The following is a 14,375-nucleotide window of genomic DNA, read 5'->3' on the forward strand; positions in this document are numbered from 1 at the left end:
CTGACGACTTTAGGTCAGCGGAAGTGGTCCCAGCCCGTCGGGCCGCTCCAGGGCTTGCGGTCGACGGTCACGCCGGCGCCGTCGTGCACCGTGCCGATCTCCTGCCAGCCCTCCGGCAGCGTGGCGCCGGGCGGGAAGGTGGCGGCGAGCGCGTGGTCCTCTCCCCCGGCCAGCAGCCACTGGTACGGGTCGACGCCGAGTGCCGTGGCCGCGTCCCGCATCGCTGGGGGCACCGTGAACGTGTCGGTGCGAATGTCGATGGCCACCAGGCTGGCCGCGGCGACGTGTCCCACGTCCTGCAGCAGTCCGTCCGAGATGTCGATCATCGAGGTGGCTCCGGCGTCGGCCGCCGACGGGCCCGCGGCGTACGGCACGACGGGTCGCCGGTATGCCTCGACGAGCATCTTCGGCGTCCGGAATCCGCGGGACAGGATCGTGTAGCCGCCCGCGGCATGACCCGTACGCCCGGCCAGCGCGAGAACATCGCCGGGCTGAGCCCCCGACCGTACGACCGGGGCCCGCCCACCGAGATCGCCCAGCGCGGTGACCGCGACCGTGAGCGTCGGGCTCGACGACATGTCCCCGCCCACGACGCTCGCCCCCACCAGCGCCGCCTCGGCCGACAGGCCGCCCGCGAGCTCCTCCGCCCACGCCACGTCGAGATTGCCCGGCGCGCAGAACGCGACCAGCAGCGCGGTCGGCTCGGCGCCCATCGCCGCGATGTCGGCGAGGTTGGCCGCGGCCGCGCGGTGACCGATGTCGGCGGGCCCCGACCAGTCCCGCCGGAAGTGCCGGCCCTCGACCAGAACGTCCGTGGAGGCCACGACCCGGCCGTCGGGAGCGGCCACCACCGCCCCGTCGTCCCCGGGGCCGAGCAGCGCCCTCGGCCCGGACCCGAGCCGCGCCACGACCCGGGAGATGAGCCCGAACTCGCCGATCTCGGCAATGCTCACCTGTGCAGCCTCTCCTCTTTGCGGGCACCCGGGACGATGCGTCCCGCAGCCGAGTGGATTCTTACGGTAGTTTCACGTTCTGGTTACGGCTGGCGGCGGATGGGAGCGGATTGTGGTCCAGGCATACATCCTGATCCAAACAGAGGTCGGAAAGGCCCATGACGTGGCCGTATCGATCGGAAAGATCCCCGGTGTCATCCGGGTCGACGCGGTCACCGGCCCCTATGACGTGGTCGTGCTGGCCGAGGCGCACACGGTCGACGACCTCGGCGGGCTCATTGTGAGCAAAGTCCAGAACGTCGCGGGCATCATGCGGACCCTCACCTGCTCCGTGGTAAACCTCTGAGCATGGTCGACGTGGAGACGCCACCCGAGGTGCGCGAGCCGGACAGGACGACACGCAGCGCCGCCCTCTGGGCCGCCGCGTTCGCCGTCCCGATCGCCATCGTGGCCGGTCTCCTGATTTTCTGGCGGTTCCTGCCGCAGGACGACGCGGCGAGTCCCGCCGCGACGGCCTCCACTCCCGCCGTCGTGCCGTCCACCCCGGTTCAGATGGCGGCGCCCAAGCTCGACGCCCGCACCGGCCAGGTCTGCCTCGCCGTCACGTCGCAGCTGCCGACGACGCTGCGCGACCTGCCCGGCCGCAAGGTCAGCGCGGGCCCGGAGCAGAACGCGGCCTGGGGCGAGCCCCCGATCACCGTCGCCTGCGGCGTCACCCAGCCGACGATGTGCGAGCGGGTCGACGGCGGCCACCCGGGCTGTGTGCCGCTGGACGCGACGATGTTCAAGATGAACGGCGTCTGCTGGTGGGGCGAGGACGGCCCGGCCGCCGACGTGTTCACCACAATGGACCGTGAGGTCGCCGTCCGGGTCACCGTGCCGGCCAGCTACAACCAGACCGCCCAATGGGCGAACGAGTTCTCCGACCCGGTGGTCAAGACCGTGAAGTCCACCACCAAGGGCGTACCCACCGGATGTGATCAGTGAAGCCCGGTTCCGCGGCGTAGCGCCGTCCGGATGAGACGGTCGACGACCTTCGGGTACTCGAGGCCGGTCGCGGCCCACATCAGCGGGAACATCGACGTCGGCGTCATGCCCGGCATCGTGTTGATCTCGTTGAGGTAGACCTCGTGGCCGGCGGTGACGAAGAAGTCGACCCGGGCCAGCCCGGCGCAGTCGAGCGCGGTGAAGGTGCGTCGCGCGTACTCCTGGACCTTGCGGGTCACCTCGGCCGGGAGGGTGGCGGGGATGTCGTAGCGCCCGCCCTCGAGGTATTTCGCCTCGAAGTCGTACCAGTCGTGCTCGTCGACGTGGATCTCGGCGAGCAGCGACGACTCGGGCGCGCCGCCGGCCTCGCCCTCGAGCACCCCGCACTCGATCTCGCGGCCCACGATCGCGGCCTCGACCAGCACCTTGGGGTCGATCTGCCGGGCGGTGGCGATCGCGGCGTCGAGCTCGGCCCAGTCGGTCACCTTGGTGATGCCGTGCGACGAGCCGGCCCGCGACGGCTTCACGAAAACGGGCAGGCCCAGGCGGTCCTTGTCCTCGTCGCTGAGGGAAACGCCCGCGCGCAGCACCGCGTACGGCCCGACCGGGATGCCCTCGACGGCGGCGAGCTTCTTGGTGAACTCCTTGTCCATGGCCGCGGCCGAGGCGAAGACGTTGGCGCCGACGTACGGAATCCCGGCCATCTCGAGCATGCCCTGGATCGTGCCGTCCTCGCCGTACGCCCCGTGCAGCACCGGGAAGACGACGTCCACCCCGGCCAGCGACGAGACTCCGTCGACCGGGTCGCGCACGATCAGCTCGGTGGCGGTCGGGTCGGCGGCGAGCACGATCGCGTTGCCGCTCGCCGACGTGATCTCGGGCAGCGTGCGGTCGCTGATCGCCAGCTTGGCCGGGTCGGTGCCGGCGAGCACCCAGGCGCCGTCCCGGGTGATGCCGACCGGGACCGCCTCGTACTGGTCGGGGTCCAGCGCGCGGAGGATGCTCCCGGCACTCACGCACGAGATGGCGTGTTCGGTGCTGCGACCACCGAACACGATCGCGACGCGGGTTTTCCGGGGAGTCGTCACTTTTCTTCGCGCCTCTCGCTAGCGGTCATGCCGGGGGGAACCCTACTCTGCGTTAGCCACTCACGGGTTGACCCGTCCGCCGCCACCGGACAAGGAAACAGCACGTTCATGACTGCATCACTCCACGTGATCGCCGGGATGGGTTCCGGCCGGCTCGCGATCATCCCGCATCCGCGCGGGGACGACTGGGCCGACGATCAGCTGAGCGCGCTGGCCGGCGACGGGGTCTCCGTGCTGGTGTCCGCGCTGACCACGGCCGAGCAGCAGGAGATGGGTCTCGGAGGCACCGTCGCCACGGCGGCGAAACTGGGCGTCGACTTCCTGCCCTTCCCGAGCGAGGGTGCCGAGCCGCGCGACGAGGCGTCCGAGGTGGTCGGTCTCGCCGGGCGCCTCGCGGCCCACGTACGGGCCGGGCGTTTCGTGGCGACGCAGTGCTTCGGCGGTGTCGGCCGCTCGACGCTGCTGGCCTGCACGACGCTGGTGCTGCTGGGCGTCGGCCCGGGCGAGGCCCTGCGCCGGGTGACCGGCGGTTCTCCGACGCCGGTCACCCGCGACTGGCTGCACGAGCACTCGGTCCAGCACGCCGTTCGCATCTAGCCGGCCGTCCGGCGGATCGGCACGTCGCTGATCGCGCGGTGCAGGCCCCAGGCCACCAGGGCGGTGGCGGCGAGCGACGCCGCCAGCGCCCCGGGGTACGGCACGTCGTGGGTGAGGCCGCCCCACTCGTTGAAACCGAGCAACGCATCGGCCACGATGGCGGGCACCGCCCCGCCCACCATCACGACGAGCCCGATCCAGGCCCGCCAGCGGTAGAACCCGGCCGCGATCGTCGCCCCGGACACGAAGTAGGCCAGCGAGACCGGCAGCTGCTGCCCGAACTCCCGCAATGCGCCGCCGGCGGTGAACGTCGGGTAGTCCGGCCCCTGCTTGTCCAAGGCGCCCAGCACCGCGCTCTCGATACCGTGCCCGAGCACGATCGCGACGGCCCAGCCCACCACGAGGACCAGTCCGAACACGGCCATCCCGGCCAGGAACTCGTGCCGGGTGGCCCCGTTGACCACGAACTGCCGCAGCTGCATGGCGATCAGGATGATGCCGACCACGAGCAGCCAGTACTTCGCCGCCTGGCCGCCCAGCACCAGCCACATGCTGAAGCCGAGGTCCTGGGCCGAGGCGACGGCGGTTGCCGCGATCACCTCGGCCACCACGATGATGGCCACGAACGGCAGGATGATCGGCCGGTAGACGCGGAAAAGGACGCGGGTGACGCTCATCGGGTGGCCTCCAGCCGCTCGGCTCGGGACGTGAGGTGGATGAAGAGGTCCTGGATGCCGACCGGACCGAAGGTGAGCCCGGCCGACTCGCCGCGGGCCACGTCGTCCGCCGCCGGGTGCCAGTCGAGGGTGACCGCACGTACGCCGCCGAGGCTCTGCTCGCCGAGCACGGTGTGCCCGGCCACGAACTCGCCGACCGCCGCGGCCGGCCCGGTCACGGTGACCCCGCGCCCGCGCAGCTCGTCGGTCTCCTCGTGCAGCAGCAGCCGCCCGCGGTCGATGATGACCACGCGCTCGAAGAGGTCGGCGACCTCCTCGATGAGGTGGGTGGAGAGGACGATCGTGCGCGGGTGGGCCAGGTAGTCCTCGAGCAGCTCACGGTAGAAGGCGGCCCGGGCCACCGCGTCCATCCCGAGATAGGTCTCGTCCAGGATGGTCAGTGGCGCCCGCGACGCCAGCCCGAGCACGACCCCGACCGCAGATTTCTGCCCGCGGGAGAGCGACGAGGCCCGCTTCCGGGGGTTGATCTCGAAGAGGTCGAGCAGCTTGGCGGCGTAGTCGGCGTCCCAGGTGGGCCGCATCCAGCCGGCGAAGCACATCAGCTGGCGGACCTTGTCGGACTCGTTGCAGTCCAGCGTGTCGCGAATGAAGCAGGTGTTCCGCATGACCGCGGGGTTCTCGAAGGCGTCCGCGCCGTCGACCCGGACCACGCCGAACGCCGGGCGGCGGAACGAGGCGAGCGCGCTGAGCAGGCTGGTCTTGCCCGAGCCGTTGCGCCCGAGCAGGCCGTAGATCTTGCCGGTGGGCAGGTCGAGGGTGACATCGTCGACGGCGACCGTCCGGCCGTACCGCACGGTGACTCCGCGCAGCTCGATCATCGGGCACCGCCGAGGTGCCGCACGATCTCGTCGACCTCGATACCGATGCGCTTGGCCTCGGCCAGCATCGGGTCGACCACCTCGGTGAAGAACCGCTCGCGCCGTTCCCGGCGCAGCCTCTCCCGGGCGTCGGGGCTGACGAACATGCCGATTCCTCGCTTCTTGTAGAGCACGCCCTCCTCGACCAGCTGGGCGAACCCCTTGGCCGCGGTGGCGGGATTGATGCGGTAGAACGCCGCGTACTGGTTGGTGGACATGACCTGTTCGTCCTCCTTGAGGGCGCCGCTCAGGACGTCGTTCTTGATCCCGTCGGCGATCTGCAGGTAGATCGGGCTGCGGTCGTCGAACACGCCGAGCCTCCCTAGTTCTGCGGTTCATTACTCATGTAATGAACCATAGAGCCGACGAAGCACCCTTGGCAAGGCGGTGTCGTGCAGGCGTCAGGCCGCGAACGTCTGCGGCAGCACCCCGTCGTCCCACAGACGATCGAGGTGGGCGAGGAAGCCGACGAGGCTGCGCTCCAGCTCACGCCGTTCCGCGACGGAGAGCGCGGCGAGCGGGTCGGAGAAGACCAGGCCCTCCGGGTGGCGGGCCCGGGTGCCGACGAACTTTCGGCACCCGGAGCACCAGACATAGCTGACGAGGGTCGGGCGGCGAGCATTCTCCGGCACATTGACGTACGCCCGGAGCCGCCGCTCGCCGCAGGCCGGGCAGACCCGCTCCCCCGGCGCGGCGAAGAAGCCCTCGCCCGTCGTCAGTGCCGCGACCTCGTCCCCGGAGAAGCTGTCCCAACTCATACGATCAAGCTTCGTCGAGGGCAGCCTTCAGATCGGCCACCAGATCGGCCGTGTCCTCGATGCCGCAGGACAGGCGCACGAAACCGGGAGAGGTGTCGTCGCCCCACTGCGCCCGCCGGTCGGCCGTCGTGTGCACCCCGCCGAAGGAGGTGGCCGCGAAGACCAGCGATGCCGCGGTGAGGAACCGGGCGACCCGGTCGGCCGTGCCGAGGTCGAACGAGACCACCCCGGGGATCCGGCGCATCTGCGCCTTGGCCACCGCGTACGCCGGATCGGACTCCAGCCCCGGCCAGCGCACGCCGGTCACGTCCGGCCGCTCGAGCAGCATCGTCGCGATCGCGGCGGCGTTCGCGGTCTGCCGGGCCAGCCGCAGGTCGAGCGTCGCGATCGACCGGTGCGCGAGCCAGCAGTCGAACGCGCCCGGCACCGCTCCGGTCTGCTTGCGCCACGTCTCCACCTTGGCGAAGACCGCGTCGTCGGGCGTCGCGACATAACCGAGCAGCACGTCGGAATGGCCGGTCAGCGCCTTGGTTCCGGAGGCGACCACGACGTCCGCGCCCAGCGCCAGCGGGTTCTGCCCGAGCGGCGTCGGCGTGGTGTTGTCCACGGCGACCAGGGCGCCGGCGGCATGCGCGGCCGCGGCGACGGCTTCGATGTCGCACACGTCGAGGCCCGGGTTGGCCGGCGTCTCCAGCAGCACGAGGCGTACGCCCGCGAAATCGGGATATGGCCCGGCGGTCGGCACCGTGATGGAGGCGACGCCGAGGTCCCGAAGCGTTCCCTGGGCGAAGGCGCGGACCGTGAAGTACCCGTCGGAGGGCAGCGCCACCGTGTCGCCGGCGCGCAGCGTCGACAGCAACAGCGCGGTGATCGCCGCCTGGCCGCTCGCGAAGACCAGCGTCGGCGCGCCCTCGAGCTGCCCGATCGCCGCCTCCAGCTGCCGGCGAGTCGGGTGCTGGGTGCGGGCGTAGTCGTTCTGCCCGGGCCCCTCCACCGGGTCGAGGTGGTAGGGCGCGGCAAAAACCGGACTGGGCAGGAACGGCTCGCCCACGACGGGCTCGGGCAGGCCGGCGTGCACGGCTCGGGTGCCGTCGGAGTAGGTCATTCTGGCTTCATCTCCCGGCCCATGAGCAGTTTCACGGCGATCTGCGGGTCCACTCCCTCGTGGCACACGCGCTCGACCTGCTCGACGATCGGCATCTCGATGTCGTGCGCCCGGGCCAGGTCGCGGATCGAGAGGCAGCTCTTCACGCCCTCGGCGGTCTGCCGGGTGGCCGCCTGCGCCTGCTCCAGGCTCTCGCCGCGGCCCAGGTGCTCGCCGAAGGTGCGGTTGCGGGCCAGCGGCGACGAGCACGACGCGACGAGGTCGCCCAGCCCGGCCAGGCCGGCGAAGGTGAGCGGGTCGGCGCCCAGGGCCACGCCCAGCCGGGCGGTCTCGGCCAGCCCGCGGGTGATCAGCGACGCCCGGGTGTTGTCGCCCAGGCCCATCGCGGCGGCCATCCCGTACGCGAGGGCGATGACGTTCTTGACCGCGCCGCCGAGCTCGCACCCGACCACGTCGTCGCTCGTGTACGGCCGGAAGTAGGGCAGCGCGAGCGCGTGCTGCACCCGCTTGGCGCGCTCCTCGTCGAGGCAGGCCACGACCGTGGCCGTGGGCTGCCCCTCGGCGATCTCGGGCGCCAGGTTGGGGCCGGAGACGACCACCACCCGCTCGGGCTCGACGTTCGCCGTCTCGACGATGACCTCGCTCATCCGCTTGGTCGTACCGAGCTCGATGCCCTTCATCAGCGAGATGACCGTGGCGTCGCGGCCGAAATGCCCGGCCCACTCGGCCAGGTTGCCGCGCAGCGTCTGGGACGGCACCGCGATCGCGATCAGCTCGGCGCCGTCGGTCGCGGCGGCCAGATCGGAACTCGCCGTGACCTGCTCGGGCAGTCGCAGGCCGGGCAGCGAGCCCGCGTTGGTGTGCCGGTCGCGGATCTCCTCGACCACCGAGACGCGCCGGCCCCAGATCGTCACCTTGGCCCCGGCCTCGCCGAGCACCTTGGCGAACGCCGTGCCCCAGGCCCCGGAGCCGATGACGACGGCGCGGGTCATCACGCTTCCTCGGGGGAGGCGCCGCGCTTGGCCGCCGGCCGGTCGTAGAGCTCGGCCGGTGGCTGCTCGCCGCGCACCTGGCCGACGAGTTCCTGGACGTCCAGCATGATTTCGTCGGTCATCTGCTCGAGCGTGGCCCGGGTGGGCGGGGCACCCTGCCAGCGGGACAGGTCGATGGGTTTGCCGGCGGTGACCGCGACCGGAGTCCGCGCCCGGATCTTCAGCTTGCTGGTGCGCGGGTCGTAGATGGTGTGGGCGCCCCAATTGGCCATCGGGATCACCGGCGCGCCGGTGACCAGGGCGAGCCGGGCCGCGCCGGTCTTGCCGCGCATCGGCCACAGGTCGGGTTCCCGGGTCGTCGTGCCCTCCGGGTAGATCACCACGACGCCGCCCTCGTTGATGGCCTCGATCAGCGCGTCCAGCGACTTCACCGCCTCCACACTGCCGCGTTCCACCGGGATCTGCTGGACCTTGCGCAGGAACGGCCCGAGAACGGGCACCTTCCACAGGCTCGCCTTGCCGAGGAAGCGCGGCCAGCGGCCGGCCCCGTAGATGAAGTGCGCCACCACCAGCGGGTCGAAGTGCGACGCGTGGTTCGGCACGACGATCACGCCACCGGTCGGCGGGATGTTCTCCAGCCCGTTCCAGGTCCGCTTGGTCCAGACCTTCAGCACCGGCAGCACCACCACGACCGCGAAACGCCGCCAGAATCCCAGCCTGCGCCGCACCACGGTTCCTCCCGCCCTACCCGCGGCGTGTCCCCACCGCGGCCCCATCCTCGCCAGGAATCATGCCTGCTCGCGGCGCCCGGGACCAGGCAGGGGTCGGCGAGCTGCGCACTGGCAGACTTGACGAAATGGATCGGGAGTGGGTTGCCGTGATTCCCGTCAAGCGGCTGAGTGCGGCGAAGAGCCGGCTGCGTGGCGCCGTGCCCGCGGCCAGGCACGCCGACCTGGCGTTGGCCATGGTGCGCGACACGGTGTCGGCCGTGCTGGCCGGCTCGGCCGTGGCCGAGCTCGTGGTGGTGACCGACGACACGCAGGCCGCGGCCGCGGTGACCGCCCTCGGCGCCCGGGTCGTGCCCGACGTTCCCGGCGCCGACCTCAACGGGGCCATGCGGTTCGGCGCCGACGAGGTGGCCGGCCTCGGCCGCTTCCGCGCCGTGCTCGCCGGGGACCTGCCCGCCCTGCGCCCCGGGCAGCTCGACGAGGCACTCGGCGCGGCGCTTGGGCGCAGCTTCGTGGCCGACGCGGCCGGCACCGGCACCGTGCTGCTGGCCGTCCCGCCCGGCGAGCCGCTCGACCCTCGGTTCGGGATCGGCTCGGCCTCGGCCCACGCCACCTCCGGCGCGACCCCGCTGACCGGCGACTGGCCCGGCCTGCGGCAGGACGTCGACACGCCCGACGACCTGGCCCGCGTGCTGACGCTCGGCGCCGGCCGGCACACCTGCGCTCTGCTGCGTGATCTCGGACTCACGGTGAGCTGCGTCCCCGCCGCCTGAACCCGGTAGCGTGCAGGGCATGCAGGGCACCATCGCCACCTTCGACCCGCACACCCGGGCCGGCACCCTCCTCCTCGACGACGGCACTGAGCTGGCCTTCGGCGCCGACGCGTTCCAGCGATCGGGTCTGCGGCTGCTGCGGCTCGGCCAGCGGGTCGACGTTACGCAGGTCAGCGGGGAAGTCCACCGTTTGGGAATAGCCGGAATCGGTTGAGTTGATCTAGGTCCAGTTCGTTTCACGTTTCACCGGAAACCGTAATGATGGAACGATGCAGACCTCGCCCCGGATCCCCGAAGCCCGCCGGCGTGGCCCCAACGGCCGCTTCCTGCCCCGGAGCGGGGAAGACAGTCCCATCCAGCCTCTGCCGGAGCAGGTCCCGGCGACAGCGACGGAGCACCTCATGACGGACATAGCCGACGCCACCGAGTCGACGGCGACGGACGAGGTCTTCGAGTCGGACAGTGCCCCCGAGCTGCCCGAGGATCGTTTCCTCAACCGCGAGCTCTCCTGGCTCGACTTCAACGCGCGCGTCCTGGCGCTCGCCGAGGACCCGAACACGCCGTTGCTCGAGCGCGCCAAATTCCTGGCGATCTTCGCGAGCAACCTCGACGAGTTCTACATGGTCCGGGTCGCCGGGCTGAAACGCCGGCTGAGCGCGGGCCTGCCGATGCGCGGCGGCGACCGCAGCTCGCTGCGCAACCAGCTCGAGATGATCACCGAGCGGACGGCCGACCTGGTCACCCGGCACGCGGCCTGCCTCGCCGACGAGGTGCGGCCCAAGCTGTCGGCCGAGGGCATCGAGATCGTCAGCTGGGGCGAGCTGGGGCCGGCCGAGCGCGAGCGCCTGCGGACGTACTTCCGGGAGCAGGTCTTCCCGGTGCTGACCCCGCTCGCGGTCGACCCGGCGCACCCGTTCCCGTACATCTCGAGCCGGTCGCTCAACCTGGCCGTGGTGCTGCGCGACCCCGACGACGGCGGCTCCGAGCTGTTCGCCCGCATAAAGGTTCCGAACAACGTGCCCCGCTTCGTCACGGTGCAGAACGACAGCCGAGGCGCCCGGTTCCTGCCCGTCGAGGAGCTCATCGCGGTCCACCTCGACCAGCTCTTCTCCGGGATGCAGATCCAGGAGTGGCACCTGTTCCGGGTGACCCGCAACGCCGAGCTCGAGGTCGACGAGGACCGCGACGAGGACCTCCTGCAGGCCCTCGAGCGCGAGCTGGCCCAGCGCCGCTTCGGCCCGCCCGTCCGCCTCGAGGTGGCCGCGTCGATCAGCGACCACGTGCTCGACACCCTGGTCCGCGAGCTCGACATGGACAGCCAGGACGTGCAGCGCGTGCCCGGCCTGCTCGACCTGTCGGCGCTGTGGCAGGTGTTCGGCGAGTGCGACCGCGACGACCTCAAGGACCGCCCGTTCGTCCCGTCCACCCACCCGCAGCTGGCCGACGGCGAGGTCCCGCGCAGCGTCTTCAACCGCCTGCGGGAGAGCGACATCCTGGTCCACCACCCGTACCACTCGTTCTCGACCAGCGTGCAGCGCTTCATCGAGCAGGCCGCCGCCGACCCCAACGTGCTGGCCATCAAGCAGACGCTGTACCGCACGTCGGGCGACTCCCCGATCGTCGACGCGCTGGTCGACGCGGCCGCCGCCGGCAAGCAGGTGGTGGTTCTGGTCGAGGTGAAGGCGCGCTTCGACGAGGTGGCGAACATCGCCTGGGCGCGCACTCTGGAGCGGGCCGGCTGCCATGTCGTCTACGGCCTGGTCGGCCTCAAGACGCACTGCAAGACCGCCCTGGTCGTGCGTCAGGAGGGCAACCAGATCCGCCGGTACTGCCACATCGGCACGGGCAACTACCACCCCAAGACCGCCCGGCTGTACGAGGACTTCGGCATGCTCACGGCCGACCCGGAGGTGGGCGCGGACGTCACCGACCTGTTCAACGTCCTGACCGGGTACAGCCGCCAGCGGCAGTACCGCCGGCTGCTGGTCGCGCCGCACGGGGTCCGCGCCGGGCTGATCGAGCGGATCGAACAGCAGGCCGAGATCGCCCGCGAGGGTGGCGAGGCGCTCGTGCAGTTCAAGGTGAACTCGCTGGTCGACGAGGAGACGATCGACGCGCTCTACCGCGCCTCGCAGGTGGGGGTGAGAGCCGACCTGATCATCCGCGGCATGTGCGCGCTGCGGCCGGGCGTAAAGGGTCTGTCCGACAACATCCGGGTCCGCTCGATCGTGGGCCGTTTCCTCGAGCACTCCCGCGTGTTCCGGTTCGGCCCCGGCGACGACGCCGAGTACTGGATCGGCTCGGCCGACCTCATGCACCGCAACCTCGACCGCCGCGTCGAGGCGCTGGTGCGGGTGACGCAGCCGTCGGCCCAGCGCGACCTGCGCAACGTGCTGGAGCTGTCGATGAGCGACGAGAGCGAGGGCTGGGACCTGGACGGCGACGGCACCTGGCACCGCCGGCCGTTCGGTCCGTCCGATCCGCACATGCACCTGCAGGAGTCCCTGCTGCGCCGGGTCATCGGCAAGGCGGGCTGATGCCGGTCCCGGTCCACGCGGCGGGCGGGGTTCTCTACCGCCCGGCGGGCGACGGCATCGAGGTCTGCCTGGTGCACCGGCCGCGCTACGACGACTGGGCGCTGCCTAAGGGCAAGCTGGACGCCGGCGAGCACCCGCTCGCCGCCGCGGTCCGGGAGGTGGCCGAGGAGACCGGCTGCGCCGGCGTGCCACTGATCAAGCTGCCCACGGTCGCCTACGACCTGCCCGGCGGCACGCCCAAGACGGTCGACCACTGGCTCATGCGGCTGGCCGGCGAGGGGCCGGTGGTGGACACGTCCGAGGTCGACGAGGTCGCCTGGCTGTCGCCCGAGGACGCACACGAACGGCTCAGCTACGACGACGAGCGGGGCGTGCTCGCCCACGCGGCCGCCTTGCCACCGATCACCGCGGTGGTGGCGCTGGTGCGGCACGCGCACGCCGGCGAGCGCAAGGAGTGGAAGGGCAACGACGCGCTGCGCCCGATCGACGAGCGCGGCCGGCAGCAGGCCGACCGGATCGGCGTGGTGCTCTCGCTGCTGCGGCCCGAGCGGCTGATCTCGGCCACGCCGCTGCGCTGCAAGCAGACGCTGGAACCGCTGGCCGCACGGCTCGGTGGCGTCCCGATCGTGCAGGACGGCGCGTTCGCCGAGCCGCCGGTGGCCGAGGAGGCGCCGGCCCGGGCGAAACTGGCCGCGCAGCGCCTGCTCGAACTGCGCGGCGCCGGCCCGCCGGTGATCTGCAGTCAGGGCAAAATCATCCCGACGCTGCTGGCCACCCTGCGCGACGAGGCCGATCCCGAGCCCTACAAGACGCCCAAGGGCGACGGCTGGCTGCTCACCTGGGCCGGTGACCGACTGCTGGACGCGTCTCGGCTCTGAGCGACCGTGGCGCCCGGTCGGAGCGCCACAGGCCGAGCTGGTCCCCGGTCAGCCAGCGGGCCCGGCAGAGCTCGTCCTCGCGCGGCTCCCAGTCGCGATAGGGCAGCAGCGCGACCCGCCAGCACAGCACGCAGACCAGGTACCAGCCGTAGAGCGGGATCGCCCCCAGCCAGCCGTCCCGGGCCCGGTACGAGCCCCACGGCGCCAGCACGCGTACGGCCAGGCCCGACCAGGCACAGGTGACCAGCCAGTCGAGCAGGCCGTTGCCCGTCCACGCCTCGGTCAGGTCGCCGAGCGTCCACCCGGGCACGATGGCGACCGCGAAGAGCCCGACGGCGACCACGGACCGGCCGACCAGCCCCCGGGGTGTCGCTTCTCGCTCCATGCCCGGACGGTAGGCCCAGCGGCCGTTTCCGCGCTCGGACACACGAAAGGCGTCCACCGTAAGGGTGGACGCCTCACGCGGCGTTGACGGCTACGTCAGCGGGTCTTACGGGCCGTCGGGGTGGTCGCCCGGGCCCGGGCCGGGGTGGTTGCCGCGGCCGTCGTGGTCTTGCGGGCGGTGGTCTTCTTGGCCGCCGCCGTCTTGGTCGCGGCCGTCGCCTTCTTCGCCGGCGCCGCCTTCGTGGCCGTCGCCTTCGTGGCCGTCGACTTCGCGGCCGTCGTCTTCTTGGCCGCGGCCGTCGACTTGGCGGCTGTGGTCTTGGCGGCGGTCTTGGCCGGTGCGGCCTTGGTCGCGGTCGTCTTCTTCGCCGCGGCCGTCTTGGTGGCCGCCGCCGTCTTGGCCGGTGCGGCCTTGGTGGCGGTGGTCTTCTTGGCCGCCGCCGTCTTGGTCGCGGTCGCCGCCTTCTTGGCCGGCGCCGCCTTCGTTGCCGTCGCCGTCTTGGCCGGCGCGGCCTTGGTGGCGGTGGTCTTCTTGGCCGCCGCCGTCTTGGTGGCCGGTGCCGCCTTCACGGCGGTGGCGGTGGTCTTCTTGGCCGCCGCCGCGGTCGTGGCCGCCTTCTTCGCGGGGGCCGCCTTGGCGACCTTCCCGGCCGCGACCATGTCCTTGAAGGCCGTGCCGGGCCGGAACGCGGGCACCGACGTTTTCTTCACTTTCACCGTCTCGCCGGTCCTGGGATTCCGCGCGGTACGCGCATTGCGCACCCGCTTCTCGAAGGAGCCGAAGCCGGTGATGGCCACCTTGTCGCCCTTGGTAACAGCGTTCTGTACCTCGCTGATGACCGCATCCAGCGCTGCCGTCGCCGTCTTCCGGTCTCCCAGTCGGGCGGCGAGCGCCTCGATGAGCTCGGCCTTGTTCACGGTTTTTCCTCCCGAACTTGAGAATAGGCCCCAATGCGAGCCATTCTGCGCGCACCGTATGCCCTCTGACCAGCAGACACAAA

The 14,375-nt window shown here is 71.6% G+C and carries 18 protein-coding genes; 7 read left to right on the top strand and 11 right to left on the bottom strand.

Translation table 11 applies throughout. The features are described 5' to 3' along the window. Positions 1 to 14 precede the first annotated feature (14 nt). Positions 15 to 953, bottom strand: a complete 939-nt coding sequence (locus tag A3CQ_RS0147440; protein WP_020518022.1) for a thiamine-phosphate kinase — start codon at positions 951 to 953, stop codon at positions 15 to 17. 112 nt (positions 954 to 1,065) lie between these two features. On the opposite strand from A3CQ_RS0147440, the gene A3CQ_RS0147445 reads away from it, so the two are divergent. Continuing rightward, positions 1,066 to 1,299 carry an Lrp/AsnC ligand binding domain-containing protein gene (locus A3CQ_RS0147445; RefSeq protein ID WP_020518023.1) on the top strand — a complete coding sequence of 78 codons (234 nt, stop codon included), beginning with the start codon at positions 1,066 to 1,068 and terminating at the stop codon, positions 1,297 to 1,299. A gap of 2 nt (positions 1,300 to 1,301) precedes the next feature. Further along, positions 1,302 to 1,940, top strand: a complete 639-nt coding sequence (locus A3CQ_RS0147450; RefSeq protein WP_020518024.1) for a DUF3515 family protein — start codon at positions 1,302 to 1,304, stop codon at positions 1,938 to 1,940. Here A3CQ_RS0147450 and A3CQ_RS0147455 read toward each other — a convergent pair. Then, positions 1,934 to 3,028, bottom strand: coding sequence for a D-alanine--D-alanine ligase family protein (locus tag A3CQ_RS0147455; protein ID WP_020518025.1), 1,095 nt, complete (start codon positions 3,026 to 3,028; stop codon positions 1,934 to 1,936). The two genes, A3CQ_RS0147450 and A3CQ_RS0147455, sit on opposite strands and share 7 nt — an antisense overlap. A gap of 108 nt (positions 3,029 to 3,136) precedes the next feature. Here A3CQ_RS0147455 and A3CQ_RS0147460 point away from each other — a divergent pair, with 108 nt between their 5' ends. Then, the gene (locus A3CQ_RS0147460) at positions 3,137 to 3,625 is read left to right on the top strand and encodes a protein-tyrosine phosphatase family protein (RefSeq protein ID WP_026207003.1); all 489 of its coding nucleotides are present in this window, start codon (positions 3,137 to 3,139) and stop codon (positions 3,623 to 3,625) included. Here A3CQ_RS0147460 and A3CQ_RS0147465 read toward each other — a convergent pair. The 7 genes from A3CQ_RS0147465 to A3CQ_RS0147495 all read right to left on the bottom strand — a co-directional run bounded on the left by A3CQ_RS0147465 (position 3,622) and on the right by A3CQ_RS0147495 (position 8,805). Further along, positions 3,622 to 4,302 (bottom strand): hypothetical protein, encoded by a 681-nt coding sequence (locus A3CQ_RS0147465; protein ID WP_020518027.1) that lies wholly within the window; start codon positions 4,300 to 4,302, stop codon positions 3,622 to 3,624. The two genes, A3CQ_RS0147460 and A3CQ_RS0147465, sit on opposite strands and share 4 nt — an antisense overlap. After that, positions 4,299 to 5,180, bottom strand: coding sequence for an ABC transporter ATP-binding protein (locus A3CQ_RS0147470; RefSeq protein ID WP_020518028.1), 882 nt, complete (start codon positions 5,178 to 5,180; stop codon positions 4,299 to 4,301). The genes A3CQ_RS0147465 and A3CQ_RS0147470 overlap by 4 nt, the downstream gene beginning before the upstream one ends. Further along, positions 5,177 to 5,530 (bottom strand): GntR family transcriptional regulator, encoded by a 354-nt coding sequence (locus A3CQ_RS0147475; protein WP_020518029.1) that lies wholly within the window; start codon positions 5,528 to 5,530, stop codon positions 5,177 to 5,179. The genes A3CQ_RS0147470 and A3CQ_RS0147475 overlap by 4 nt, the downstream gene beginning before the upstream one ends. Positions 5,531 to 5,620: 90 nt before the next feature. Further along, complete coding sequence (locus A3CQ_RS0147480) at positions 5,621 to 5,977, bottom strand: hypothetical protein (protein ID WP_020518030.1); 357 nt, start codon at positions 5,975 to 5,977, stop codon at positions 5,621 to 5,623. Between the two features lie 4 nt (positions 5,978 to 5,981). Continuing rightward, complete coding sequence (locus A3CQ_RS0147485; protein ID WP_020518031.1) at positions 5,982 to 7,082, bottom strand: cystathionine gamma-lyase; 1,101 nt, start codon at positions 7,080 to 7,082, stop codon at positions 5,982 to 5,984. Next, positions 7,079 to 8,074 (bottom strand): NAD(P)H-dependent glycerol-3-phosphate dehydrogenase, encoded by a 996-nt coding sequence (locus A3CQ_RS0147490; protein WP_020518032.1) that lies wholly within the window; start codon positions 8,072 to 8,074, stop codon positions 7,079 to 7,081. Before A3CQ_RS0147490 ends, A3CQ_RS0147485 begins: the two co-directional genes overlap by 4 nt. Further along, positions 8,074 to 8,805, bottom strand: a complete 732-nt coding sequence (locus A3CQ_RS0147495; protein WP_020518033.1) for a lysophospholipid acyltransferase family protein — start codon at positions 8,803 to 8,805, stop codon at positions 8,074 to 8,076. The genes A3CQ_RS0147490 and A3CQ_RS0147495 overlap by 1 nt, the downstream gene beginning before the upstream one ends. Positions 8,806 to 8,930: 125 nt before the next feature. Here A3CQ_RS0147495 and cofC point away from each other — a divergent pair, with 125 nt between their 5' ends. From cofC to A3CQ_RS0147515, 4 genes are all read left to right on the top strand, one after another. Further along, the gene (gene cofC, locus A3CQ_RS0147500; protein ID WP_020518034.1) at positions 8,931 to 9,575 is read left to right on the top strand and encodes a 2-phospho-L-lactate guanylyltransferase; all 645 of its coding nucleotides are present in this window, start codon (positions 8,931 to 8,933) and stop codon (positions 9,573 to 9,575) included. A 19-nt stretch (positions 9,576 to 9,594) separates the two neighbouring features. Continuing rightward, positions 9,595 to 9,789, top strand: a complete 195-nt coding sequence (locus A3CQ_RS63480; protein ID WP_026207005.1) for a cold-shock protein — start codon at positions 9,595 to 9,597, stop codon at positions 9,787 to 9,789. A 187-nt stretch (positions 9,790 to 9,976) separates the two neighbouring features. Continuing rightward, the gene (locus tag A3CQ_RS0147510) at positions 9,977 to 12,112 is read left to right on the top strand and encodes an RNA degradosome polyphosphate kinase (protein ID WP_020518036.1); all 2,136 of its coding nucleotides are present in this window, start codon (positions 9,977 to 9,979) and stop codon (positions 12,110 to 12,112) included. Further along, entirely contained in the window at positions 12,112 to 12,990 is an 879-nt protein-coding gene (locus A3CQ_RS0147515; protein ID WP_020518037.1) for an NUDIX hydrolase, read from the top strand. The genes A3CQ_RS0147510 and A3CQ_RS0147515 overlap by 1 nt, the downstream gene beginning before the upstream one ends. On the opposite strand, the gene A3CQ_RS0147520 is transcribed toward A3CQ_RS0147515, so the two are convergent. Together A3CQ_RS0147520 and A3CQ_RS0147525 are read right to left on the bottom strand one after the other, a co-directional pair. Then, positions 12,947 to 13,375: a hypothetical protein gene (locus tag A3CQ_RS0147520; RefSeq protein ID WP_051115565.1), complete on the bottom strand. Its 429-nt coding sequence runs from the start codon at positions 13,373 to 13,375 to the stop codon at positions 12,947 to 12,949. The genes A3CQ_RS0147515 and A3CQ_RS0147520 overlap by 44 nt on opposite strands. A gap of 95 nt (positions 13,376 to 13,470) precedes the next feature. Next, positions 13,471 to 14,292 carry an HU family DNA-binding protein gene (locus A3CQ_RS0147525; RefSeq protein WP_020518039.1) on the bottom strand — a complete coding sequence of 274 codons (822 nt, stop codon included), beginning with the start codon at positions 14,290 to 14,292 and terminating at the stop codon, positions 13,471 to 13,473. Positions 14,293 to 14,375: the final 83 nt, after the last annotated feature.

This window comes from Paractinoplanes globisporus DSM 43857, assembly GCF_000379645.1.
Lineage (GTDB): Bacteria > Actinomycetota > Actinomycetes > Mycobacteriales > Micromonosporaceae > Actinoplanes > Actinoplanes globisporus.